The 24136-nt window shown below is 68.8% G+C and carries 26 protein-coding genes; 13 read left to right on the top strand and 13 right to left on the bottom strand.

The features are described 5' to 3' along the window. The first annotated feature begins 171 nt into the window (after positions 1-171). Genes betT through AC2W7K_RS03145 form a run of 4 tightly spaced genes read left to right on the top strand, consistent with a single transcriptional unit; the run spans position 172 to position 4808 of the window. Positions 172-2235: a choline BCCT transporter BetT gene (gene betT, locus AC2W7K_RS03160; RefSeq protein ID WP_232623681.1), complete on the top strand. Its 2064-nt coding sequence runs from the start codon at positions 172-174 to the stop codon at positions 2233-2235. Positions 2236-2287: 52 nt separating this feature from the next. Continuing rightward, a complete protein-coding gene (locus AC2W7K_RS03155) occupies positions 2288-3700 on the top strand; it encodes a pyridoxal phosphate-dependent decarboxylase family protein (RefSeq protein WP_198499525.1) in 1413 nt (470 codons plus the stop codon). Beyond that, the gene (locus AC2W7K_RS03150; protein WP_232623680.1) at positions 3697-4338 is read left to right on the top strand and encodes a DNA-3-methyladenine glycosylase I; all 642 of its coding nucleotides are present in this window, start codon (positions 3697-3699) and stop codon (positions 4336-4338) included. Before AC2W7K_RS03155 ends, AC2W7K_RS03150 begins: the two co-directional genes overlap by 4 nt. Before the next feature lie 32 nt (positions 4339-4370). Then, complete coding sequence (locus AC2W7K_RS03145) at positions 4371-4808, top strand: NUDIX hydrolase (protein ID WP_198499524.1); 438 nt, start codon at positions 4371-4373, stop codon at positions 4806-4808. A 22-nt stretch (positions 4809-4830) separates the two neighbouring features. Here the strand turns inward: AC2W7K_RS03145 and AC2W7K_RS03140 are convergent, their stop codons facing one another. Then, positions 4831-5382 carry a hypothetical protein gene (locus AC2W7K_RS03140; protein ID WP_198499523.1) on the bottom strand — a complete coding sequence of 184 codons (552 nt, stop codon included), beginning with the start codon at positions 5380-5382 and terminating at the stop codon, positions 4831-4833. Between the two features lie 159 nt (positions 5383-5541). On the opposite strand from AC2W7K_RS03140, the gene AC2W7K_RS03135 reads away from it, so the two are divergent. Together AC2W7K_RS03135 and AC2W7K_RS03130 are read left to right on the top strand one after the other, a co-directional pair. Continuing rightward, the gene (locus AC2W7K_RS03135) at positions 5542-6246 is read left to right on the top strand and encodes an MFS transporter (protein ID WP_486005742.1); all 705 of its coding nucleotides are present in this window, start codon (positions 5542-5544) and stop codon (positions 6244-6246) included. Then, positions 6191-6835: an MFS transporter gene (locus AC2W7K_RS03130; RefSeq protein ID WP_486005741.1), complete on the top strand. Its 645-nt coding sequence runs from the start codon at positions 6191-6193 to the stop codon at positions 6833-6835. Before AC2W7K_RS03135 ends, AC2W7K_RS03130 begins: the two co-directional genes overlap by 56 nt. A gap of 79 nt (positions 6836-6914) precedes the next feature. Here AC2W7K_RS03130 and AC2W7K_RS03125 read toward each other — a convergent pair whose 3' ends face one another. Then, entirely contained in the window at positions 6915-7286 is a 372-nt protein-coding gene (locus AC2W7K_RS03125; protein ID WP_198499521.1) for an ArsR/SmtB family transcription factor, read from the bottom strand. Positions 7287-7302: 16 nt separating this feature from the next. Here AC2W7K_RS03125 and AC2W7K_RS03120 point away from each other — a divergent pair, with 16 nt between their 5' ends. Both AC2W7K_RS03120 and AC2W7K_RS03115 read left to right on the top strand, forming a co-directional pair. After that, entirely contained in the window at positions 7303-7791 is a 489-nt protein-coding gene (locus tag AC2W7K_RS03120; protein ID WP_198499520.1) for an SRPBCC domain-containing protein, read from the top strand. Positions 7792-7926: 135 nt separating this feature from the next. After that, entirely contained in the window at positions 7927-8418 is a 492-nt protein-coding gene (locus AC2W7K_RS03115; RefSeq protein WP_198499519.1) for a hypothetical protein, read from the top strand. A gap of 321 nt (positions 8419-8739) precedes the next feature. Here the strand turns inward: AC2W7K_RS03115 and AC2W7K_RS03110 are convergent, their stop codons facing one another. After that, entirely contained in the window at positions 8740-9744 is a 1005-nt protein-coding gene (locus AC2W7K_RS03110) for an aldo/keto reductase family protein (protein WP_198499518.1), read from the bottom strand. Positions 9745-9806: 62 nt separating this feature from the next. After that, a complete protein-coding gene (locus tag AC2W7K_RS03105) occupies positions 9807-10715 on the bottom strand; it encodes an EamA family transporter (RefSeq protein WP_198499517.1) in 909 nt (302 codons plus the stop codon). 39 nt (positions 10716-10754) lie between these two features. Here AC2W7K_RS03105 and AC2W7K_RS03100 point away from each other — a divergent pair, with 39 nt between their 5' ends. Next, positions 10755-11684: a LysR family transcriptional regulator gene (locus AC2W7K_RS03100; RefSeq protein ID WP_232623679.1), complete on the top strand. Its 930-nt coding sequence runs from the start codon at positions 10755-10757 to the stop codon at positions 11682-11684. Positions 11685-11736: 52 nt separating this feature from the next. On the opposite strand, the gene AC2W7K_RS03095 is transcribed toward AC2W7K_RS03100, so the two are convergent. The 6 genes from AC2W7K_RS03095 to AC2W7K_RS03070 form a co-directional block, all read right to left on the bottom strand. Beyond that, a complete protein-coding gene (locus AC2W7K_RS03095) occupies positions 11737-12378 on the bottom strand; it encodes a hypothetical protein (RefSeq protein WP_198499516.1) in 642 nt (213 codons plus the stop codon). 167 nt (positions 12379-12545) lie between these two features. Further along, complete coding sequence (locus tag AC2W7K_RS03090) at positions 12546-13775, bottom strand: calcium:cation antiporter (RefSeq protein WP_198499515.1); 1230 nt, start codon at positions 13773-13775, stop codon at positions 12546-12548. Between the two features lie 263 nt (positions 13776-14038). Next, positions 14039-14527: a DoxX family protein gene (locus tag AC2W7K_RS03085; protein ID WP_198499514.1), complete on the bottom strand. Its 489-nt coding sequence runs from the start codon at positions 14525-14527 to the stop codon at positions 14039-14041. A 213-nt stretch (positions 14528-14740) separates the two neighbouring features. Continuing rightward, the gene (locus tag AC2W7K_RS03080; protein WP_198499513.1) at positions 14741-15307 is read right to left on the bottom strand and encodes an NADPH-dependent FMN reductase; all 567 of its coding nucleotides are present in this window, start codon (positions 15305-15307) and stop codon (positions 14741-14743) included. Further along, complete coding sequence (locus AC2W7K_RS03075; protein WP_232623678.1) at positions 15307-16515, bottom strand: LLM class flavin-dependent oxidoreductase; 1209 nt, start codon at positions 16513-16515, stop codon at positions 15307-15309. Before AC2W7K_RS03075 ends, AC2W7K_RS03080 begins: the two co-directional genes overlap by 1 nt. A gap of 22 nt (positions 16516-16537) precedes the next feature. Continuing rightward, entirely contained in the window at positions 16538-16996 is a 459-nt protein-coding gene (locus AC2W7K_RS03070) for a MarR family winged helix-turn-helix transcriptional regulator (RefSeq protein WP_198499512.1), read from the bottom strand. Between the two features lie 193 nt (positions 16997-17189). On the opposite strand from AC2W7K_RS03070, the gene AC2W7K_RS03065 reads away from it, so the two are divergent. From AC2W7K_RS03065 to AC2W7K_RS03055, 3 genes are all read left to right on the top strand, one after another. Continuing rightward, the gene (locus AC2W7K_RS03065) at positions 17190-17729 is read left to right on the top strand and encodes a MogA/MoaB family molybdenum cofactor biosynthesis protein (protein WP_198499511.1); all 540 of its coding nucleotides are present in this window, start codon (positions 17190-17192) and stop codon (positions 17727-17729) included. 3 nt (positions 17730-17732) lie between these two features. Further along, positions 17733-18635, top strand: coding sequence for a formate dehydrogenase accessory sulfurtransferase FdhD (gene fdhD, locus AC2W7K_RS03060; RefSeq protein ID WP_198499510.1), 903 nt, complete (start codon positions 17733-17735; stop codon positions 18633-18635). Positions 18636-18743: 108 nt separating this feature from the next. Beyond that, entirely contained in the window at positions 18744-20099 is a 1356-nt protein-coding gene (locus tag AC2W7K_RS03055; protein WP_198499509.1) for a DUF2252 domain-containing protein, read from the top strand. A gap of 21 nt (positions 20100-20120) precedes the next feature. Here the strand turns inward: AC2W7K_RS03055 and AC2W7K_RS03050 are convergent, their stop codons facing one another. Then, positions 20121-21179, bottom strand: a complete 1059-nt coding sequence (locus tag AC2W7K_RS03050; RefSeq protein ID WP_198499508.1) for an alcohol dehydrogenase catalytic domain-containing protein — start codon at positions 21177-21179, stop codon at positions 20121-20123. Positions 21180-21369: 190 nt separating this feature from the next. Here AC2W7K_RS03050 and AC2W7K_RS03045 point away from each other — a divergent pair, with 190 nt between their 5' ends. Continuing rightward, positions 21370-21729 (top strand): hypothetical protein, encoded by a 360-nt coding sequence (locus AC2W7K_RS03045; protein ID WP_198499507.1) that lies wholly within the window; start codon positions 21370-21372, stop codon positions 21727-21729. Between the two features lie 7 nt (positions 21730-21736). Here AC2W7K_RS03045 and AC2W7K_RS03040 read toward each other — a convergent pair whose 3' ends face one another. After that, positions 21737-23002: an aspartate aminotransferase family protein gene (locus AC2W7K_RS03040; RefSeq protein ID WP_198499506.1), complete on the bottom strand. Its 1266-nt coding sequence runs from the start codon at positions 23000-23002 to the stop codon at positions 21737-21739. Beyond that, complete coding sequence (locus AC2W7K_RS03035) at positions 22999-24114, bottom strand: phosphotransferase enzyme family protein (RefSeq protein ID WP_198499505.1); 1116 nt, start codon at positions 24112-24114, stop codon at positions 22999-23001. Before AC2W7K_RS03035 ends, AC2W7K_RS03040 begins: the two co-directional genes overlap by 4 nt. Positions 24115-24136: the final 22 nt, after the last annotated feature.

Below are 24136 nucleotides of genomic sequence, written 5' to 3'. Positions count from 1 at the left end.
CCATCGTCGGTTGCCGGAAGTGCGGCGGCCTGTGATCATCGAGTCCGGGACACGGCTCTCCAAGACCCCCAATCCCCAATCTCGTGTTGCCCATGTACCCCTAGTTGCCCCATGAACCCCCAGTTGCCCATGACATCGCGGCGGTCGGTCGCCGGACGAGGGAGCGAAGAGATGACACTCCAGGCAAAGCAATCCAACGAGGACGCGGCGGGCAGGTCGAAGAAGAACCTGCCACCGGTCAACAAGCGCGTCTTCATCGCGGCGGCCGTCGGCACGCTCGCGATCACACTGTGGGCGTTCCTCGCCCCCGTCAACGCCCAGGCCGTCCTCGGTGCTGTGGTCGGGTGGACCTCGGACTGGTTCGGGTGGTTCTACGTCCTCCTCGTCGCGATCGTCCTCGTCTTCGTCATCTACCTCGCCGCCTCCCGGTACGGGTCGACGAAGCTCGGCCCCGAGCATTCGAAGCCCGAATTCGGTCTCCTGTCGTGGGCGTCGATGCTCTTCGCCGCCGGCATCAGCACCGACCTCATGTTCTTCGCCGTGGCCGAACCCGTTACGCAGTACCTGCAGCCGCCGAGCACGGAACCCGGGACCGTCGACGCCGCCCGTGAGGCGACCGTGTGGACGCTCTTCCACTACGGGCTCAGCGGCTGGGGCCTCTACGCCCTCATGGGCATCGCGCTCGCCTACTTCGCCTACCGGATGAACATGCCGCTGGCGATCCGCTCGGCACTCGCCCCGCTCTTCGGCAAGCGGGTCCAGGGGACGCTCGGCGACACCGTCGACTTCGCGGCCCTCCTCGGCACGATCTTCGGTGTGGCCACCTCGCTCGGCATCGGCGTCGTCATGGTCAACGTCGGCCTCAACGTCGTCTTCGGCCTGCCTGTGTCCGTGGCGTCCCAGGTCGCCATCGTCGTCATCGGCGTGGGCGTGGCCACGCTCTCAGCGGTCTCCGGCGTCGACAAGGGCATCAAGTTCCTCTCCCTGCTCAACGTCTTCGCCGCGATCGCCCTGAGCATCTGGGTGCTCGTGGCCGGCAACACGCAGTTCCTCCTCAACGCATTCGTCCTCAACGTCACCGACTTCGTCCGCCTCTTCCCGAACATGGTGGGCCAGACCTTCGCCTTCGAGGACACGGGCACGTGGATGACGGACTGGACGCTGTTCTTCTGGGCCTGGTGGATCGCCTGGGCATCCTTCGTCGGACTCTTCCTCGCCCGCATCTCGCGGGGCCGCACGATCCGCCAGTTCGTCATCGGCACCCTGACGATCCCCTTCATCTACATCTTCATGTGGATCTCGATCTACGGGAACTCCGCACTCGACATCATCCGCAGCGGCAACCTGGAGTTCGGGGAGCAGACGATGCTCAATCCCGAGGGCGGCTTCTACGAGCTGCTCGCCCAGTACCCGGCCTTCACCGTCGTCGCGGCTCTGGCAACCCTCACTGCCCTCCTCTTCTACGTCACCTCGGCGGACTCCGCGGCCCTCGTCATGGCGAACCTCTCCTCGTTCCTGCCCACCCCGCAGGACGACGGACGGGCGGGGCTGCGGATCTTCTGGGCCGTGCTCACCGGTGCGCTGACCGTGGCGATGCTCATCGTCGGCGGGATCGGCGCGCTGCAGAGCGCGACGGTCATCATGGGTCTGCCCTTCGCCTTCGTCATCATCCTCGTGATGATCGGCCTCTACAGAGCCCTGCGCGTCGAAGGCAACCGCGTCGACAGCGTCGAGCAGAGCCTCTCGGGCTCGCTCGCCCGCCGGTCGGGCCGGGGATCGGAGACGTGGAAGAAGCAGCTCTCCCGGGTGCTCGCGTTCCCCAGCGGGAGCAAGGTCCGCGACTACGAGCAGAACGTGCTCCTGCCGACGATGCAGGAGATCGCCGAGGAGATGCGCTCACGCGGCATCTCCGCCCGCTGCGGGCGGGTCGACTCCGAGGGGCGCTTCGACGAGAACGGAGACCTCGTCGAACTCGAGGTCGACGGCGAGGGCCAGTACCCGTTCCGCTACCAGGTGTGGCCGCACAAGGTCAGTGTGCCGTCGTTCGGCGGCCGCGTCCCGCGCGGCACCGAGGACTACTACCGGATGGAGGTCTACCTCGACGGCGGAGCCGGTCAGGGCTACGACATCATGGGCTACACGAAGGACCAGCTCATCGATGACGTCCTCGACAAGTACGAGCGCCACGTCGAGTTCCTCCACATGCAGGAGAACATCGCCGGCGGCACCGAGTGATGGTGAGGGAGTCGGGCCGCGGATCCGGCGCGCGTCGCCGGGCGGTGCGTCGGTGACGCCCGAGGAGTTCCGGCGGCACGGCCACGACCTCATCGACTGGATCGCCGACTACCGCGCCTCCCTGCCGCAGCGGCCCGTGCGCGCGAGTGTCGCCCCCGGTGACATCGCCGCTCAGCTGGCCGCCTCGGCGCCGGAGGACGGGGAGGACCCGACCGCGGTGCTCGGGGATCTCGATGACATCGTCATGCCCGGGCTCACGCACTGGCAGCATCCGCGGTTCTTCAACTTCTTCCCCGCCAACAGCGAGCTCTCCTCGGTGCTCGGGGACATCGCGAGTTCGGGGCTCGGAGTGCTCGGGCTGTCCTGGGAGGCCTCCCCGGCGCTGTCGGAGGTCGAGCAGGTCGTCCTCGGGTGGGCCCGCGACCTCTTCGGGCTGCCCGCGGACTTCCGCGGGGTCATCCAGGACACGGCCTCGACGGCGACGCTGCTCGCGATGCTCGAGGCCAGGGAGCGCGCCTCGGACTTCGCGATGATGGGACCCGGGCTCACCCAGGCGAGCGCTCCGCTGACGGTCTACCTCAGCCCGTACGCGCACTCCTCGGTGCGCAAGGCCGTGCTCCTCGCCGGGTTCGGGGAGGACCAGATCCGCTGGGTCGACGTCGACGAGGACTTCGCGATGGATCCGGAATCCCTCGCCGAAGCGGTCGCGGCGGACCGTGCGGCCGGTGCCGTCCCCGCCGCGGTCGTCGCGACGTGCGGAACGACGACGACCACGGGACTCGACCCGCTCGCGGCGATCGGGGAGGTCGCCGCCGCGCACGGACTGTGGTTCCACGTCGATGCCGCGATGGCCGGCTCCGCCCTCATCCTCCCGGAGATGCGGGGCATGGCAGACGGCATCGATCGCGCCGATTCGCTCGTCATCAACGTCCACAAGTGGTTCGGGGTCGCCTTCGACTGCTCCCTGTTCTTCGTCCGCGATCCCGCCCATCTCGAGGCGGTGATGTCGACGAACCCCTCGTACCTGCAGTCCGATCGGGACGCCGAGGTGACCAACCTCCGCGACTGGGGCGTGCCCTTGGGACGCCGGTTCCGGGCGCTCAAACTGTGGTTCATGCTCCGCATCGAAGGCGCCGAGGCGATCCGCGCCCGCCTGCGCCGCGACCTTGAGAACGCCCGCTGGTTCGCCGCGCAGGTCGAGGCCGAACCGGACTGGACCGTCGTCGCCCCCGTGCCCCTGCAGACCGTGTGCATCCGCCATGAGCCGCCGGGCCTGACCGGGGAGGACCTCGACGCGCACACCCGGGAGTGGGCGCGGGCGGTCAACGACTCCGGGCGCGCGTACGTGTCCCCGTCGACGCTCGACGGGCGGTGGATGGTGCGGATCTCGATCGGCTCCCTGACGACGGAGCGCAGCGACGTCGCAGCGCTGTGGGAGACTCTCAAGGAGGCAGCGGCACCATGAGGGAGGAGACGAGCGCCGTGGAGTCCAGCGCAGCGGAGACGATGGCAGGCGGCCCGGTCGTCGGTGAGGACGGTCTCGCGCGCACCCCGTGGGCCTACGGGGATCCGCTCCTGCTCGAGTACTACGACACCGAGTGGGGTCTGCCCGTGCGCGATGAGTCCGGGCTCTTCGAGCGCCTCAGCCTCGAGGGCTTCCAGGCGGGACTGTCGTGGCTGACGATCCTCAAGAAGCGCGAACGGTTCCGCGAGGTCTTCGCCCACTTCGATGTCGACACCGTCGCCGGCTACGGTGACGCCGAGGTGGCAGCCCTCCTCGCCGATCCCGGCATCATCCGCCATCGCGGGAAGATCGAGGCATGCATCGGCAACGCCCGGGCGATCATCGCGCTGCGGGACTCCGGCGGCATCGCCGAGTTCATCTGGAGCTTCCGGCCCGCGCAGACCCCGACACCGCAGACGATCGCCGAGGTGCCCACGACCTCCTCGGAATCGGCGGCACTGTCGAAGGCGCTCAAGCGCGAGGGGTTCCGCTTCGTCGGTCCGACCACGATGTATGCGCTCATGGAGGCCGTCGGTATGGTGGACACGCACCTCGTCGGCTCCCATCGCCGAGGCGCCTCCGGCCTCTGGTCGGACTGAACCGGACACCACCGCCTCGGCGAAAGGACACCATGAGGGACATCCGCGTGAGCGCGCTCGTCGTCATCCACCCCGACCGCCCGGAGCTCCTCATGGTCCGCAAGACCGGGACGACGTCGTTCATGCTGCCCGGAGGCAAACCGGAGGCGGGTGAGACCCCGGAGGACACGATCATCCGGGAGATCGCCGAGGAGCTCGGACTCGACCTCGATCCCGCCCGGCTCTCGTCGCTCGGGGAGTTCACCGCGGCGGCCGCCAATGAGGCCGACCATCGGGTCATCGGCGACGTCTTCGTCTACGACGGTGTGCCGGCCGGGCTCGACCTCACCGATATCAGGCATCAGGCCGAGATCGCCGCGGCCGGATGGTTCCCGTGCGCTCCGATGCCCGCCGACACCGTCGAGCGCCAGTTCGCCCCGCTCACCCGGGATCGGGTGGTGCCGGCGCTGGCGGCGGCCGGCGCGCTCTGAGGCCGCCGGAGGTCGGCGACGCTCAGCCCTGCGGCTGGCGGGAGTACGCGACGAGGGCGCGGTAGAGGTCGAGGGGTGCGCAGTTCGCGCCCTTGGCCAGGGACTTCACGAGCTTCCGGTAGGCGGTGTAGTCGACATGCGACGGGTTGGCGGATTCGAGCAGCCCATGGTCGTGGAGGACGCCGACGGCGCGGGCGTCGAGGATCGCGTACTTCTTCGGATCGAAGACCGTGAGCAGGGCACTGGCCAGAGGGTTGCCGACTCCCGGCAGGACCTTGAGGAAGGGCAGGCGCAGATGGTTCGGGGTGTCATCGTCGAGGGCGACGGCGGTGACGTAGTCGATGTCGTCGCCGGAGAGCTTCTCGGCCATCGGCAACACCGCGACGGCCTTCCACTCGACGACCTTGAGGAAGTTCTTGCGCTTGTAGCCCTCGCGGCGCACGACCTTCGGGGCGATCGAATCGAAGATCTCAGCCTCGAGCTCGGTGAGTTCGTACAGGGGCTCGTAGCGGAGGACGAAAGCCGTGTCGATGAGGCCGGAGGACGGGCTGTCGGGAAGCTGCGACGAGGTCATGCCGCGATTCTACAGAACGTCGAGGAACACCAGATGACAGCTCTCTCCATGGGAGACGGCACGTCCGACCAGCGGAGACCTGCGGTTGGGGAGCGCACGGACATGGTCGATTGCGAGATCCGCAGCCGCCTCGGCGATGCGATGACGTAACGTGCGAGTATGGATGATCGTCGCACTCTGACCCCGGCCCTGCTCGGGCTCGTGTGGTCGGCGATGTTCGGCTTCTCCGGGTTCTTCCTCAGCTATTCGACGATGGTCTCGATCGGGGCGATCGGCGGGCTCGCGACCGTGACCGGCGGCGCGGTGCTGACGACGATGATGATCGGCGTCATCGCCGTCCAGCCCTTCGCCCCGTGGCTGGGCGCGCGGCTCGGCCTGCGCTCGGCCCTGCTCGTCGCCCTCGGACTCCAGGTGCTCGGGCAGGTGTGCGGCCTCATCGTGACGCAGCCGCTGCTCAGCCTCGTCCTCGCCGGGGTGTTCGGCGGCATGGGGTTCGGCCTCTTCGTCGTCCTCGCCAACGCCGCGGTCCCGGGGACGGTGGCACCGCGCCGGTTGGGGAAGGCGCTCGGCATCTTCGGCGGCATCACCTCGCTCGCGGCGGCCCTCGGTGCGCCGTTCGGCCTGTGGCTCATCGGCGTCGTCCCCGTGTGGTCGTTCCGCCTCATCGCGTGCGGAACCCTGCTGCTCGCCGCACCGACGATCATCCGCTTCCTGCCCGGGCGTGTGCCGGTCCCGCCGCCCGGCGCCGAGCGCGACGGGCTGCCGGGCACACACCGCGCCGTTGACGCTGATGCTCAGGCTTCAGGCCATGACGCTGGTGCCCCGGGGGTCGCGCGACGTCGGTGCCCGGGGTTCGGGCCCTGATGCCGGCCGCGAGGTGTCCTCGCAGGGCCGGCACCGCCTCGGCGAGATCCTTCCTCTGCTCACCATGCTCGCGCCGTTCCTCATCGGCATGGTCACCTTCGGACTCATCGTCGGCTTCGGTCCAGGGGAGGGGATCGCCACTCCGGCGATCTACATCGGGATCATGCAGGTGTTCTCCGTCATCGGGCGCTTCGCCGCCGGAGCCGTCGCCGATGCGCGCTCGCCGCTCGGGCTCAACCTCGCCGGTGTCGGCCTGGCCGCCTGCGGCTTCATCGTCACGGCGATCACCGGCGGGGGAGTCGTCCTCGGGCTGGCGATGGCGGTGGTCGGGCTGGGGCTGGGCACCCTCCAGTCGGCGAGCCTCGTCATGGCGTTCACCGCCGTGAGCACTCCGGCGCGGGCGAGCGTCGCGTGGAACATGAGCTTCGACATCGGCCTCGGCATCGCCGGGGTCATCGGCGGGGTGGGGTTCACCTACCTCGGCGACACCGTGACCTTCCTGCTGTGCGCCGGGATCCTCCTGCTCGCGGGACTCGTGTCATGGATCGTCGCCGCGCGGCGAGCCGGCACATCGGGTGGCCGGGACTAGAGGGAGCAGACCGCGGATTTCACCCTGGACCCGGCGCAGACTCCGAGACTGGCCAAGATGAGTGCGCGCAGTGGCCGGGTCACTCAGCCTCGGTGTCGAGGGAGGCGAGGAGTTCGACGGCGGCATGAGCATAGTCGCCGATCCACCGGTCGTGGATCCGCTTGATCGGCAACGGAGCCAGGGCGAGCACCCGGGTCCGGCCGACCCTGCGACCGGTGAGCAACTCGGCGTGTTCGAGCACACGGATGTGCTGGAGGACCGTCGTGCGATCGAGGTCGGGAAACTCGGCGGCGACGGCGCCGGTCGTCCGCGGTTCGGCGCGGAGGAGGTCGAGGATGCGACGCCGGGTCGGATTCGCCAGCGCCTTGAACACCGCGTCGTCGCGAGAGTCGGCGGATCCGCTTTCCGCGCGGTCGCCTCGGCGCGAACCTGTTCCCTTCTCCTCAGACATGTGGTAAAAATATCACATGAATGATGAGCAGAACGACAAGCAGGCCCCGCTGGAGGAGCTCTCCTTCACGGTCACCGGCTACATCTCGAAGACGCCCCATGAGACCTATGAGGCGGTGGCCGACCCCGAGCAGCTCTCGAAGTACTTCACGACCGGCGGCGCCCGCGGTCGACTCGACCCCGGCGCCGAGGTGACCTGGGACTTCGCTGACTTCCCTGGGCGCTTCCCGGTCGATGTCATCGAGACCATCCCCGATGAGAAGATCGTCATCGCGTGGGAGGGCTCGGAGCACACGACGACCCCGAAGACGACGACGACCTTCGAGTTCGCGCCGGTCGACAATGGAACCCGCACGCTCGTGACGATCACGGAGAAGGCGTGGAAGACGACCGTCGGCGGAGCCGAGGGTGCCTTCGGCAACTCGATGGGCTGGACCGGTATGCTCGCCGCGCTCAAGGCGTGGGTCGAATACGGCATCAACCTCCGCGAGGGCTTCTACAAGTAGGCCGTGGCCAGTGGCGGGCGTTGATCGGCCACAACATCGCGGCGACCACGCGCCCTCGACCAACCTCAAGCGCGCCTTCATGGCCGCACGCCACGACCACCGGCGTCCCTGACGGTGATCAGTTAGGTTGGATGCATGGTGCTCGGCAAATGGGGAACAGTCTGGCGATTCGTCGTTCTCGCTGGGGGAATCGGCGGACTCGGTGGGGTGGTCACCATGGTGCTCCTCCTGCTGGTTCCGCAGATAGTCACGGGGGACGGTATGTCGATCGGGCCTGTGGACGGCTTCCTCGTCGCCACACGGTGGGCCCTTGGCATCGGCATCGGATTGGGCGTGGTCATGGGCATTCCGTGCAGTTTCGTCGTTCGGAGGACGGCGCCACGGCTGCATGGTCGTCTGAGCGCGGTGGTCTTCTGCTTCGTTCTCGGATTCGCCGCGGCTCTGACCCCAGTGATGCTCGTCAGCCTGGCCTCGGGCAGCTTCGTCCGGCCCCCGCCGATCGCGGTCTGGGAGTATGTGCTTTCACTGGCCAGTCTCAGCCTGCCCGCCGGCATCCTCACTGCATTGGCGTCGCCCCTCATCTTCGCACCGGCCGAGACACCGGCGCGCACGAGAACCGTGCCCTAGATTCGGTGCGGCGCGGCGGCAACGGGCCCGTCTGACGATCCACACCGACGACAGCCCAATCCGCTGCTCCACCGCATGAACGCTCCGCGCTGATCCTGCCGACTCGGCTCTCCGAGGTGGATCGAGCTCGACAATCCGCTGATCTTCAGCTCGGATCCACCTCGGGGGATTAGCAGATCCACCTCGGGGGATACGCGCCGGAGCGTCCACCCCGCGCCGGATCGCTCGAGCCACCCAGCGCCAGGCGCTCGAGCCACTGCCTGTCGGGAGTGATCGCTCCGCTTCCTGCCCGGGACCCGCCGGCGCGACCCGAGATGCGCGTCAGACGATGCGGGTCTCCGGGGACTTCGTCTTCGCGGGATCCGTCTCCGGGAGATCACCGAGCGCCTCATCGATGCGATCGAGCACCTCGGCGTCGAGCTTGACCCCGGCTGCGGCGACATTCGAGGCGATCTGCTCGGGACGCGACGCCCCGACGAGAGCGGTGGCGACGTTGTCATTGGCGAGCACCCACGCGATCGCCAGCTGGGCCATCGTCAGGTCGAGGTCGGCGGCGATCGGCTCGAGCTTCGCGACCGCCGTGAGCGTCTCATCATTGAGGTAGCGGGAGATCATGTCCGCCCCGCCCTTGTCATCAGTGGCGCGCGACCCGGCAGGGGCCGGCTGACCGACCTTGTACTTGCCGGTGAGGACACCCTGGGCGATCGGCGACCAGACGATCTGCGAGATGCCGAGCTCCTTCGACGTCGGCACCACCTGCGGTTCGATGACCCGCCACAGCATGTTGTACTGCGGCTGGTTCGAGATCAGCTGGATGCCGAGGTCCCGGGCGAGGTAGTGACCGGCGCGCAGCTGGTCGGCGTTCCATTCGCTCACACCGATGTAGAGCGCCTTGCCGGCCCGGACGATGTCGGCGAAGGCCTGCATCGTCTCCTCGAGCGGCGTCTCGTAGTCGTAGCGGTGCGCCTGGTAGAGGTCGACGTAGTCGGTGCCCAGGCGGGTGAGCGACCCGTTGATCGACTCCATGATGTGCTTGCGCGACAGTCCGGTGTCGTTGTGCCCCTTCGGGCCGGTCGGGAAGTAGACCTTCGTGAAGATCTCGACCGACTCCCGTCGCTGCCCGGCCAGCGCGTCGCCGAGGACCTGTTCGGCGGCGGTGTTGGCGTAGACGTCGGCGGTGTCGAACGTCGAGATGCCGGCGTCGAGGGCGGCATGGACGCTCTTCGTCGCGATGTCGTTCTCGACCTGCGAACCGTGGGTGAGCCAATTGCCGTACGTGATCTCCGAGATCTTCAATCCGCTGTTTCCGAGATACCTGAACTCCATATCCTCAGCCTACGACCGTGAGTCAAGGGGCTTCAGATCGTCATCGCCGAGGCGGTCCGTCGTCACGTGGGCTGTCCCCGCCGAGGTGGGGCGAGCTGTCCGCAGGCCAGCGCGGCCAGCGCGAGACCGAAGCCGGCGATCTGGAGCAGGGTGAGGCGTTCACCGGCGAAGAGCGCGCCGAGGCCCGCTGCCACGAGCGGTGAGAGCAGCCCGAGGAGGGCCGTCGCGGTCACTGGCAGGCGGCCCAACCCGCGGAACCACAGGGTGTAGGCGAGGATGCCGCCGACGATGCCGAGCCAGAGATAGCCGGCGACTCCCGCCGCATCGATGCGCTCCGGCACGCCCTCGACGGCCAGTGTGGGAACGAGGAGGACGAGCCCGCCCGCGGTCAGCTGCCAACCGGCGAAGCCGACCGCACTCAACCCCGGCGGGCGGCCCCAGCGCTTGACGAGGACGACACCGACGCCCATCGACGCCGCCCCGCCGATGCCGGCGAGGAGACCGATGGGGTCGAAGCCGGCCCCGGGCCCGAGGACGACCATGCCGACACCGATGACGCCGACGATGCCCCACGCCAGTCGCCACCGTGAGAGCCGTTCGCCGAGGATGACGACGGCGAGGACTGTGACGAGGATCGGCTGCGTGGCCCCCAAGGTTGCCGCGACTCCGCCCGGCAGGCGACCGGCGGCGACGAAGAGGAGCGGGAAGAAGACGCCGATGTTGAGGGTCCCGAGGACCAGCGCCTTCCACCACCACGAACCCTGCGGCAGCCGACGGGCGATGAGCAGGCCGATGAGGCCCGCCGGCAGGGAGCGCATGAGCGCGGCGAACAGCGGATGGTCGGCGGGCAGGAAAGCCGTCGTGACGAGGTAGGTCGTGCCCCAGACGGCAGGAGCGAGAGCGGTGGCGAGAGTCGCGCCGAGGCGGGACCGGGTGGGCGAGGGATGCGGAGGTGAGATCGTCGAAGTCATGTCTCCAGAGTCCGCCCGAATCAGCAATGAGTCCAACACATGCTTTTCATCTCAGCGATCGTGTACGACGATAAATGCATGGAGCTTCAGCAGATGCGCTATGCGATCGCCGTCGCCGAGGAGCGGAACTTCACGCGAGCCGCCGCGCGGTGTCACGTCGTCCAGTCGGCGCTCAGCCATCAGATCAAAGTCCTCGAACGTGAACTCGGCGTCACGCTCTTCGCGCGCACGAGCCGGCGCGTCGACCTCACCGATGCCGGTGCCGCGTTCATTCCCGCCGCCCGCGCCGCCCTCGAGGCCGCCGATCGGGCCGGGGCCGTCGCTGCGGCAGCGGCCGGTGAGATCCGCGGGACGCTGTCGATCGGCGTCATTCCCACGGTCACCGCCCTCGACCTCTCGGCCGTGCTCGCCGCACTGCACGCCAGACATCCCCATGTGCGGATCACGATGCGAGCCGGAGACAGCCGACGCTTCATCGCGGAGATTCGCGCCGGCGAGCTCGACGCCGCCGTGCTCGGACTGCCGGCCACGGTGAGCCCTGCGGGAACGGACCATCTCGTCCTCGCCGAGGAACGTCACGTCGCCGTCCTCGGTCCCGGGCACTGCCTCGGCGGACGACGTCGCCTCAGTCTCGCCGACATCGCGAACGAGACCTACGTCGATTTCCCCGTCGGCAGTCCCGGTCGGGAGCAGACCGACCGGGCGTTCGCCGCCGCCGGGCTGGCGCGCACCGTCGCGTTCGAGGTGATGACCGCAGAGATGATCCTCGATCTCGTCAGCGCGGACCTCGCGATCGCGCTCCTGCCCCCGGCGGTGGTGCCTGCGGGACGGGGCCTGACGACGGTGGCGGTCACCAGCGGTCCGACTCGCACCGAATACCTCGCGTGGAGTGATTTCAATCCGAGCCCGGCCGCGCTCGCCTTCGTCGAGGAGGTCAGGTCGGTCGTGGGCACGCACGGTCCGCGGTGACGAGAGGATCGACCCTGCGGTGACCGTCGCGGCTGCCCGGTGAACCGCGAGCTCAGCCGGCTGTTCGCCGTCGGCGCAGCACCGGCGGCAGCCCGAAGAGGATCGGCGGCCGCACCGCTGCGGTGGTCGCGGCGTCGCTGAGCGTCCACGCGCTCTCCCAGCTGATGAGCTCCCCAGCGTGGCAGACGGGATCGCCCCCGGACGACGGCGGTTCGGCCCAGAACCACAGGTTGATCCCGTACTCGATGACGGTGATGCTCGGGGTGCGCGGGGATTCGTCGGAAGTGTCGTCACCTGCGCTGCCGGCGCGGGTCCGCGCAGTGTTCTCCGCGACGAACTCTCTGTGGAGCTGCGCCGAGGCGGTCTCGGCTTCAACCCATCCGTCCGCACGATGGGGGAGGAGGACCCACGCCCCCGCGGGGACGTCGGCGGCAACGACCTCCTCGGCGGTGCGGACCGTGACGAATCCGGAGGGCACCTGTTCGAGTGCGTCGAGGAGGCTGCCGAGGCAGGCGGCGACCACCTCCGCCGACGGTGCGACGAGGAGGAGGCCGGTTGCCTCGACGAGGATGTCGTCCCTGTTCAGGCGCGTGAACGGACTGGCGTTCAGCTGCCTGACGACGACCTGCCAATGTGCGGGCACGGGAGCCTCGAGGAAGGCGTGCGTGACCGAGCGCTCGGCGTCGTGGCGCATCTTCACTCCTCCTCTCTCCCTCGATCGGCGGTGGGGTCGCACCGCACGAGGTGTCTTCAGCCTGCCACGGATCGGCCGGTCACGGCGACGGGTCGGCGATTTTGCGGATGGGCTGGGACAGACTGCGTCGTCGGGCCGCGAGGGACCCGCCGCCTCGGCGAGGTCGCTTACGAGAACACGCTGATCCCGTAGGCGGCGAAGACGATGAGCAGCGCCGCCCCGTGGACGGCGGTGACCCTCCTGGCGGCGAATGTCGCCACCGACAGGAGGATGATGACGCCGAGCAGGAGGAGGTTCGCCGGACCCTCGGCGAGGACGATCTGCTGGCCGGTGAGGAGGCCGATGACGAGGACGACGGGGATGGTCAGTCCGACGGTCGACACGAGCGCACCGTGGCAGAGGTTGCTCACCCGCTGCACCTCACCCTGCCAGGCGGCGCGGATGGCGGTGATCGTCTCGGGCAGGAAGACGATCATCGCGATGACGATGCCCGACAGGGCGGTCGGGGCGCCGAGGCGGCTGAGCCCGTCATCGAGCAGCGCGGCCATGTCATGGGAGAGGAGGACGATGGGCAGGACGGTGATGACGAGGAGGGTGAGGCGAGCGACGATCTCGACGCGGTGGGTCGCGATGATCTCGAGGACGCCGGGCCGTGCGGTGGCCTCCGCCGGGCCGGTGTGAACGGTGCCAGCTTGCGCTGTGCCGGCGCGCCCTGAGCCCGCTGAGGCGTCGGCCTCCGCCGTCTCGACCTGCGCCGCGCCTGAGCGCACGAGGCGCGGGTCGACCTCGCGGAAGTCATCGGCCTGCGCACCCATCTGGCGGACGAGGAAGAAGACGTAGATCGCGATCGTCAGCACGATGATCGGGATCTCCTGCCACGGCAGATAGCTGCCGTCCTCGCCGATGACGGCGGGCAGGCCGAATGCGAGCGCGGAGAGGACGACGAGGAGGCTGAGGTACGCCGAGGTGCCCGTGCGGTTGTGCTCCATGTCCCCGTGCCGCAGGCCGCCGACGAGCAGGCAGATGCCGACGACGGCGCCGAGGATGATCATCGCCACGGCCATGACGGAGTCGCGGGCGATCGTCGCATGGTCGCCTGGACCGAGGAGGACCGCTGCGATGAGGATGACCTCGATGAGGACGATCGAGAGGGTGAGGACGAGCGAACCGTAGGGATCGCCGAGGCGGTGCGCCAGATGCTCGGCTTCGTGGACGACTCCGAAGGCGCAGAGCAGGATGACGCCGATGATGACGACGAGCGCGGTGATGAGCAGCGGCGCCGGGGCAGGAGCCTCGAGGGAGGAGCCGAAGACGGCGAGGGCGACGACAGCGCCCCAGCCGAGGATGAGCCGGATGACGGCTGCGGGGGTGATGATGCTGCGGAGTGCGGCATTCATGACGGTCTGATCCAGTTCTACGAGGCCGTCCTCATCGCGTAGGACAGCGACCGGGTCGTCCCGATCGCCGCGTCACCTCCAGTCTAGCGAAGATCGCGCCGTTTGGCAGAGGAGGGGCATCGGCGCCGAGGTGGTCCGACCGGAGGAGGGTGAGCTGGGGATGCGACAAAGGCTGCCCCTTCCGGGGAATGCGACGAGAGCCGCTCGCCCCAGTGGGGACGAGCGGCCCTCGGAGCTGCTCTCAGTCAGGCCGTCACGACACGTCAGGCCGTCGCGACCGAGTGCGCACCGCTGGTGCGGGCAGCACGCGATGCCGACTTCGACTTCTTCGAACCGGTGAAGAGGAAGCGGTCGACGCTGAAGCGGCCGGGTCCCATCGCGGCGATGAGGAGCGCTCCGGCGGACAGTGCGGCGACGAGCTCCCAACCGCCCTCGCTGACGAACGGGGCGGGGATGAAGTGGACGATGACGAGGGCTCCGAGGAGGTTCGCGGCGATGAGCACGGCGACGATCGGAGTGAAGGCGCCGAGGATGAGCAGGGCGCCGCCGATGAGTTCGACGAAGGTCGCGAACGGGGCGGCCACCTCGGGGAGGGGCACTCCCATCTGCGAGAACGAATCGGTTGTTCCGGCGATGGTCCATTCGCTGAACTTCTGCCAGCCGTGGGCCATGAGGATGACTCCGAGCCCGATGCGGGCAATGAGGGCAATGACGTCGCGGGCAAGTGTCGGCAGTCCGGTGGTGGCGTACATGTTGTCCTCCAGGTGAGTTGAAATGACAACCAGAACCCTATTCACGGAGCTTGGCAGGACCCTGGGCGGACTTCGGCAAACCTCCGTGAATCTCGGCTCTCACCAGCATTGATGCGGGCAGATGCGGCGAATCCCGGAGAGCGGATTCTGCTCTCCGGGATTCGCTTGACGAACCAGCCTCATTGTCGCAATGCACCTGGCGGCGTGGCCGGCTCAGAAGCCGTAGGCGGCTTCCCTCTCCTCGCGGATCGCGGTGTACGTGCGGGTGAGCACGATGGTGTCCTCGACGAGGCGGTCGAGGCGCTGGGTGATGTCGCTGCTGACGATCTGATTGCGGTGGAGATCCTTCTCCTCGACGAACACGTAGGGCTGGACGACCTGCGCCTTCATGTACGTGAGGATCGGGGTGAGCTGCTGGGCGGGAATGAGGAAGTGCTTCGCCGAACCGGCGGTCGCAACCATGCCCACGACCTTGTCGCGGAAGGCGTTCGTCGGCAGCAGATCGAAGACGTTCTTCAGCGTCGCCGGGATCGAGGCCTGGAAGATCGGGGTGCCGATGATGATCGCATCGGCGTCCATGAGCGTCCGGGTGATCCGCCCGGTGTCCCCGGAGTACTCCGTGAAGTTCCGGCCGTCGCTGAAGACCATGTCCGCCTCGGCGAGGTCGATGAGCGTGACCTCGACGTCCGGGTCGAAGCTCATCACCGCCTGCGCGACGTACTCCATGACCGTGCGGGTCTTCGTCCCGACGTTCGAGCCGGAGAGGACGACGATTCTCATCAGACGAGCTCCTCACTCTTCGTGCCCGCGGTCTCGCCGTCACCCGAGGCCGCCTCGGCAGGGGCGTCGGAGCCGTCGGAATCGGCGGCGGTCGGCTGCGCGGTGTACTTCTTCACGGCGGGGATGATCTCCGAGCCGATCGTCTCGATCTGCTTCATCACCCGGTCGAACGGGATCCCGCCGAAGTCGATCTGGCCGAGGAAGCGCTGGTGGCCGAAGACCTCGTGCTGGTGGAGGATCTTCTCGATGATCTCCTGGGGGCTGCCGATGTTGACGATGCTGCGCGGGTCGACGCTCTGGGCGAAGAGCTGCTTGGGCATGCCCTGCCCGTTGACCCGGCGCATCCCCTCGTTGACGTGCGGGTAGAGCTCCTTGAGGGCATCCTGCGACGACGGTGCCGTGTAGAGGAACCCGGCCGTGGCGATCGGCATGGTCGCCGGGTCGTATCCGGCATGGCGGGCGCCTTCGCGGTAGGCGTCGACGGTCGTCTTGAACACCGAGGTGGTCCCGCCGAGGTGGGCCATGACCATGGGGACGCCCGCGAGTCCGGCCTTGATCGCGCTCGTCGGCGCACCGCCGACGGCTCGCCAGATCGGGAACGTCTCCTGCGCGGGGCGGGGGATGACCGCGGCATCGGTGAGCGGGGCGCGATACTGCCCGTTCCACGTCAGCGACTCCTCGCGGGCGATCTCGAGGAGAAGGTCGAACTTCTCCTCGAAGAGCTCCTCGTAGTCGCGCAGATCGTAGCCGAGGAGCTCGAAGAGGCCGACCCGTGAGGCACGGCCGGCGACGAGTTCGGCACGGCCGCCGGAGAGATGGTCGATCGTCGCGAAGTTCTCGAACACGCGGACCGGGTCCGAGGTCGAGAGGATCGTCGAGGTGCTGCCGACGCGGATCGACGACGTCGCCTGGGCGATCGCGCCGAGGATGACGGCGTGGGCCTGCGAGGCGAAGTACTCCTGGTGGCTCTCGCCGACGCTGAAGAAGTCGAAGCCGGCCTCCTCCGCGGCCTTGGCGTAGGCGACGAACTCGCGGATGCGCTCGCCGGCGCTCACGCGTGAGCCGTCGGCGGGGTTCGGCAGGTGGTCGCCGAGGGTGTACATGCCGAACTGCAGGCCCTGGCTGGGGTCGAAGTTCAGCTCCTTCATGAGGTTCTGGGACTCGGGCACGGTGTCTCCTTGGGTGACGATGACGTTCTCGTTTGTCATGTCAACTGAGGAGTCCGGAGGATTATTCCCCGTTGGTCCCAGGCAGTGCGCTGCGGCGTGCGGCGCTGCGCTCGTAGAGCTTCTTCATCAGCGCGTGGAGCTCGATGCGCTCGGATTCGCTCAGGGCGTCGTCGAACATCGAGGACTGGAGGGCGAGCTGGCTGGGGAAGGCCTCTTCGAGCAGGGCTCGTCCCTTGTCGGTGAGCGAGATGTACTTCGTCTTCCAGTCCTGACGGCGGGCGATCAGGCCGTCGCGTTCGAGGCGGGTGAGCATCCGGGAGATCCCGCCGCCGCTGACCGTGAGCCGCTCGGCGAGGTCGGACTGGGTGATCGGCTGATAGGCGCGGATGTTCGCGAGCGCCTCGAACTGTCCGACCGTGAGATCGAACTGCTTGAGGTGGTCGTTGGAGAGCTGATTGCTGTTCTGGACGAAGCGCACCATGCGCAGCCAGGTGAGCGTGCTCAGCGTCAGGTCGTCCATCGCGGCTCCTCGTTCGACACACCGGGCCTCGGCTGCCGCGGCGACTCACTCTCACTCTACTGACCATCATGCCGGCCTGTCGCCGGAGGGACGGGCGCGCGGCAGGTCGAGGGCGACCGGGGCACGCGCGCACGGCAGGGCGGCGTGGAAGAATGGTGGCGACCCCAGCGATGGACCAGTGAGGAGACGCGCAATGACGACGAGCGAGACCACGACCGACCGCCTCGGCGCGGGACGCTCTGCCGCTGTCATCATCGCCTCCACCTCGGCGGCCAGGGGAGAGGCACCGGATACGACCGGCCCGCTCCTCGTCGAGTGGCTGCGCGGACGCGGCTACGACTGTCCCGACGCGATCGTCGTCCGCGACGGCGAACCCGTCGGGCAGACCCTGCGAGGCCTCCTCATCGACACGCCTGAGGACAAGCGGCCGCGCATCATCGTCACCAGCGGCGGCACCGGTCTCGCGCCCGATGACCGAACTCCCGAGTTCACCGCCGAACTCCTCGAGCGGCAGTCGCCGGGGCTCATCTACGCGATGTGGCGCAAGGGCCTCGAATCGACGTCGTCGGCAGTGATGAGCCGCGGCGTGGCCGGGGTGCGCGGACGCAGCTTTGTCATCAACCTCCCCGGCTCGAAGGGCGGGGTCAGGGACGGCATCACCGTCATCGACGACCTCCTCGAACACATCCAGACCTCGGTCGAGGACACGACCGACCACGGTCCGCGGGTCTGAGCCGTGCAGCAGCGCAAGGCCGTCCGCGCCCGCGTCCACCGCTTCGACGCGACCGGTGAGATCAAAGCCGGACCGGACTCGCTCGCCGGGGAGGAGCCGCTCGAGGTCAACCTCAACGGCGAGCAGTTCTCCGTGACGATGCGCACCCCGGGCAACGACGTCGAACTCGTCTCCGGCTACCTGCTCTCCGAGGGCATCGTCGAGTCGATGGACGACATCGCCGAGATCGACTTCTCAACAGGGCTCGCCCCCGACGGCTCCCGGAACTACAACGTCGCCGGGGTGCGCCTGCGACCCGGGGTCTGGGATGCCGCCACGGCGCCTGCACGGTCGGTCTACACCTCGTCCTCCTGCGGGATCTGCGGCACGGCCGCGATCGACGCGGTGACGAAGGAGTCGGCATATCCGCTCGTGCCCGCCGACGGCCTCGGCGGGATCGACGCCCCGCGTCTCGACGAGGACGGGGAGATCGTCTTCCCTCCGCTGCTCACCCCTGCCCGCGTCGGTGAGCTGCCTGACCGGCTGCGCGCCGGACAGGCGGTCTTCGACAAGACCGGGGGAGTCCACGCCGCCGCGCTCTTCGCCGTCGGTGACGATCCCGGGGCCGAACCCGAACTCCTCGTCATCCGGGAGGACGTCGGCCGGCACAACGCCGTCGACAAGGTCATCGGCTGGGCGATGGCTGAGCGCGGACTGCCGCTCTCGCGCACCGTTCTCCAGGTCTCGGCCCGGGCGTCGTTCGAACTCGTCCAGAAGTCCGCGATGGCGGGCATTCCGATGATGTCGGCCGTCAGTGCCCCCTCGGCGCTCGCCGTCGACTTCGGGAAGACGAGCGGTGTCACCGTCATCGGCTTCAACCGCAAGGGCCGCTTCAACGTCTACTCCCACCCCGAGCGCATCGCCTGAGAAAGGCGCTGAATAGGCGGATTCGCCGCCTCGGCAATCCGTTCTCCCGCACTACGATGAGGGGACGCATCGGCGACGGGCCGAGGCGGTGAGAGCGAGGGTGATGAGATGGACCAGTCCGACGGCCGAGCCCTGCGCAAGGACACCCCGCGCTCACGCCATGCCGAGCTGCTGCTGCCCGCCGACCGCGACCCGGTCGGGGTGATCTGCCGGCAGAACGAGTCGCGGCTGCCCGAACTCCTCGGCATCCGCACCCAGCGGCTCGCCGAATCGCCGTTCAGCTACTATCGCGGGGCGGCAGCGCAGATGGCCATCGATCTCGCCGCCGGGACGACGACCGGTCCCGTCGTGCTCTCGAGCGCCGACGCGCATGTCGGGAACTTCGGCTTCTTCGCGTCCCGGGAGCGCTCCCTCGTCTTCGATCTCAACGATTTCGACGAGGCGGAGTTCGCCCCGTTCGAATGGGACGTCAAGCGCCTCGCCGCCTCGGCGTTCCTCAGTGCTCAGGTCCACGGGCTCGGTGATGACGTCGGGCGATCGGCGGCCTTCGCGGCGGTGCGGGGATACCAGGACCGGCTGGCTGCGCTCATGGCGGTGACCGCGCTCGACCGCTTCTACGCGATCGTCGATTCGGACACGATGCTCAAGGCGATCAGCGGCAAGGGGCATCGCAAGGCGACGACGAAGGCGATGAAGAAGGCCCGCAGCCGCACCGGTGAGAAGGCGCTGCAGAAGTTCGCGACGGAGACGTCGTCCTCGGGTCTGCGGATCGTCGACCAACCCCCGCTGACGAGGCACTTCGACGAACAGGGCATCGACGTCGCCGGGATCTTCGCGGAGTACCGGCAGACGGCGCGCACCGATGTGGCCGTGCTGCTCAGGCAGTACGGGGTGGCCGATTCGGTGCTCAGGGTCGTGGGCGTGGGCAGCGTCGGCACCCGCTGCTTCCTCGTCCTCCTCACCGGCCCCGACGGCGAGTCGCTGCTGCTCCAGGTCAAGGAGGCCCAGGAATCCGTGGTCTCGGCGTTCGGCGGTCTGCCGAAGTTCTCCTCCCACCCGGAGGGGCGGCGGCTGTCATCGGAGGGGGAACGCGTCGTCCGCTCGCAGCTCGTGCTCCAGTCCGTCTCCGATCCGTTCCTCGGCTGGACGACGTACGGGGGACGCGACTACTACTGGCGGCAGTTCCGCGACATGAAGGGCAGCTACGACCTCGCCGAACTCGATGCGACCCAGTTCGACGGCTACTCCCGGCTGTGCGGTGAGGTGCTCGCCCGCGCGCATTCCCAGTCCCCGCAGGCCCGCCTCGTCGACGGGTACCTCGGGACCTCGGATTCGTTCGCGACCGCCGTGGCCGCATGGGCGGAGAAGTACGCCGAGGTGGTCACCGCCGATCATGCGCTGCTCGTCGAGGCGGCGAAGAGCGGGAAGGAGCCGCTGCTCGGCGAGGTCACGGACCTCGCCTGAGTGACAACGCGTGAGTCAGGATTAGGCGTCACCCACCCGGAGAGTGATCTTCGTGCCCGCGCCCGAGCGCAGGGTGTCGATCGCGGTGACGACGTCGTCGAGGGCCATCTCCTCGACCCAGCCGGTCGTGTCGTAGTCGCCTGCCTCCATGCGCGCGATGACCTCGTCGAACTCCTCGGCGGTGTAGCCGACGGCGCCGATGAGTTCGGTCTCGCCCATCATCAATGCGCTCGGCTGGATCTCGAACCCGTGCTCGTGCGGCGACTGGAGGACGACGCGGCCGCCCGGGGCGAGTTCGGCCAGTCCGGTCGCCAGTGCTGCGGGAACACCGGCGGCGTCGTAGAAGACATCGACTCCGTCGCCGTCGGTGCGGTCGGCGACGATGGCGTGGAGGTCCTCCGTCGTCGGGTCGATGACGGTGGCCCCGAGGGCGGCGATCTTCTGCCGACGCTCGGGGCTCGGCTCGGAGACGAGCACGTCCCTCACCCCACGCGCGCGGAAGGCGTACCACGCCCCGATCCCGATCGGTCCGGCCCCGGCGATGAGGACGACGTCGTCGGCACCGGCCCGACTCCGGGCGGCACCGTGCCACGCCACGGCCATCGGTTCGACGAGCGCCGCCGTCTGCAGGTCGACGGACTCGGGCACGCGGTGGAACTGCGAGGCGGAGACGGTGACGTACTCGGCCATGCCGCCGCCGTCGGCGTTGGCCCCGAGCGAGGCCATGAGGCGGCAGCTCGTCGGTGCGCCGCGCCGGCACGCGACGCATTCCCCGCAACTGTAGGCGATGGGGAACACCGCCCCGCGATCGCCGACGGCGATGCCCTCGACGTCGGGACCCACCTCGACGACGGTCCCGGAGAACTCATGGCCCATCGGCTGGGGTAGGTGGGCGCCGGTGACCGGGTGCGGGGAGAAGAGGTCGATCGGAGAGGCCTCGGGGTTGAGGTAGAGGTGGACGTCGCTGCCGCACACCCCGACGTAGGCGTTGCGGAGCTTGACCTGTCCGGGGCCGACGGTCGGTTCGGGGATGTCCTCGATGCGCAGATCTTCGCGTCCGTGGAGTCGCGCAGTCTTCATCAGTGCCTCTCTTCGTGTTCGGTGACGGTCTCACTCTCCACGATCCACGGACGAGCCCGGGGGCGACAACCGCCGAATGCGGCGGATTTCCCGGCCGTCGTCCGCCATCTGTCGCCCGCCGGCACCCGGTCGCCGGGCGCGGTCGGAAGCGCTCTGGCCGATGTCAGTCCCTGAGCGCATAATAGAACGCATGAACGAATATCGGGTGCCGGAGTGGCTCACTGACTACCAGGACTTCAAGGCGCTGTGCTCAGCGGTGTCGGGGGAGTACATCCGCTTCTCCCTCACGACCGGGTGCGACGCCGTCGCCTACACGCATTCGCAGAACACGTCCGGACTGCCGCGCTATTCGTGTCTGCTCACCGCCGACGACGGGGCGACGCTGCTCCTCGTCCTCGACGACTGGGCAGAGCGGATGGACGAGGCGGCTCCGACCGTGCGTGCGTGGCTCGGCGCGAACGCGAGTCTGCGCGGCTGTCGGCCGGGGAAGTCGCACTACGTCGGCGACAGCTATTGGCGGAAGCAGTGGCAGCTGGCCAACCCGTGGTGAGGGGCGCTCACACCTCGACCTCATCGAGGGATTCCCCGAGGGCGTCGAGGAGCAGGGGCAGCTCGGCTGCGCTGAAGGCGAGCGGCGGCCGGACCTTGAGGACGTTGTCGTCCCGACCGATCCGGGAGATGACGACGTGCTTGGCCTTCATCGCCTCGACGACCTGCTTCGTCAGGTCGGGGGCGGGGGTGCCATCGACGGCGAAGTCGAGGCCGAGGAACATGCCCGCGCCCCGCGCGGTGCGGATGAAGTCGAAGCGGTCGGCGTACTCCTCGAGCCGGACCTTCGCCTCGGTGCCGAGGTCGCGGGCGCGCTCCATGAGCTCCTTCTCCGCCATCTCCTCGAGCACGGCCTGCCCGACGGCCGCGGACACGGGATTGCCGGCGAAGGTGTTGAAGAACTCATTGCGGGGACCGAACGCATCCATCACCTCGGCGGTGGTGATGACGGCCGACATCGGATGGCCGTTGCCGATCGGCTTGCCCAGGGTGACGAGGTCGGGGACGAGACCGACCCGCTGATACCCCCACATGTGGGTGCCGGTGCGCCCGAACCCGGACTGCACCTCGTCGGCGATGACCATTCCGCCCGCGGCCCGCACCCGGTCGGCGATCCCGGTCACGAGCCCCTCGGGCAGACGCGGCATTCCCTCGGTCGAGAACAGCCAGTCGAAGAGACACGCGGACACCCCGAATCCGGCCTCCTGAAGCGAGGCGATCGCAGCGTCGAGGTCGTCGAGCGTGGCGGCGAGCACCTCGTCGGCGCTGCGCTCATCGGTGTCGAGGTCGGGGATGCGCAGCGTGCGCACGTGCGGGCCGAGGCCCTCCTGCGTCTTCAATCCCGTCGTCATCTCCGCCAGCGCGATCGTCGTCCCGTGGTAGCTGAAATCGGAGACGATGAGGCCCGTCGCCCCGGTCAGCTGGCGACTGATCCGCAGGGCCAGCTCGTTGGCCTCGGACCCCGAATTGCCGAAGAACACCCGCTCGAGCCGATCCTCGAAGGTCCCCAGCAGCGCCTCCGCGTAGTCGACGACGCGGGCGTTGAGATAGCGCGTGTGGACGTTGAGCGTGCGCGCCTGCTCACACAGCGCATCGACGACGCGATCGTTGGCGTGCCCGACATGGGGGACGTTGTTGTACCCGTCGAGGTACCGCTGACCGTGGACATCGGTGAACCACACCCCCTTGGCCGAGACGAACTCGAGCGGTTCGTCGTAGAACAGCGGTGAATAGGGCCCCAGGGTGGCGTGACGGCGGATGAGAAGGTCGGTCATCGGTGGGCTCCGGAGCGTCGGTCGGCGACGAACGCGGCGGCGAGGTCGACGAGGTGGGGGAGGACGGTGTGGACGTGGAACTCCGCTGCCGGCTCGCCGCGACGATCGGCGGCCCACCCGAGGTAGGTGAGCCCGCGAGCGACGAGGAGGGCCGGGAACGCCGCGAGATCCGCGTCGTCGAGCGGGCGTCGGCGCTGGTAGCCGGCGAAGAGCGCGGCCTGGTACTCCGCGGACCGCGGATGGCGGGTGAAGAAGTAGAGGGCGGTCGCGAGGTCGAAGAGGTGCCAGCCGGCGGCGAAGTCGTCGAAGTCGATGAGGACGAGACCCGCGCTCGTGCGCAGCACGTTCTCCGGGGTGAGGTCGGCGTGGATCGGTCCGAACCGCTGCGGCCCGACGCCGTAGTCGGCGAGGACCGTGCGGATGTCGGCGATCGCCTCGGTGAGCGTGGTCAGCGCCGCGGAGTTCTCCGGCGCGTGGAGTTCGCGCACCCGCAGCGGGGCGCCCCACAGAGCGGACTCCCCGACGAGTCCCTCGGCATCCCAGCACGGGCGATCGTCGTCGACGGCGAACCCGGAGGCCACGGTGGCGTCGTGGACGTCTCCGATGAGCTCGCCGAGGCGGTCGAAGTCCTTCGGTTCGTGCGCAGCGGTCCCGTCGAAGGCCGTCTGCTCGTCACCGAAGCTCCCCTCGTTGGCGATGTGGAGCTGGAGGTCGACCTGATGGACGCCGAGGCGGTGGCCGTGACCGACGTGGACGAAGCTCCGTGCATCGGAGACCGGCACGAACCGCGGCACCGGGACGCCGCGACCGGCGAGGCTGCCGACGAACTCGAGTTCCCGCGCGAGCTCGGCATCGCTGTGATAGCCCCGCCGGTGGACCCTCAGGACGTAGGAGGTGCCCGCGTGCTCGAGTCCGAAGACGCTGTTCTCCCGGTGCTTGAGCAGGCGCAGTGCCGTCGACTCCGGCAGGCCGAACGCGGCCAGGGACTCCGCGGCGAGCTCCGCCGCCCCCGCGACGGCCGCGGAATCGGCGTCGGTCGCCGCGGAATCGCCGGCGTCCGCGGCTGCGGGGCCGGTGGTGCGCTGCGGTTCGGGCTGGGCCGTCCTCGACATCGCTGTCTCCTTCGGTCGCTCT

Source organism: Brevibacterium sp. LAARM2_SD2, assembly GCF_057364785.1.
This window is presented reverse-complemented; position numbering and strand designations above follow the sequence as displayed.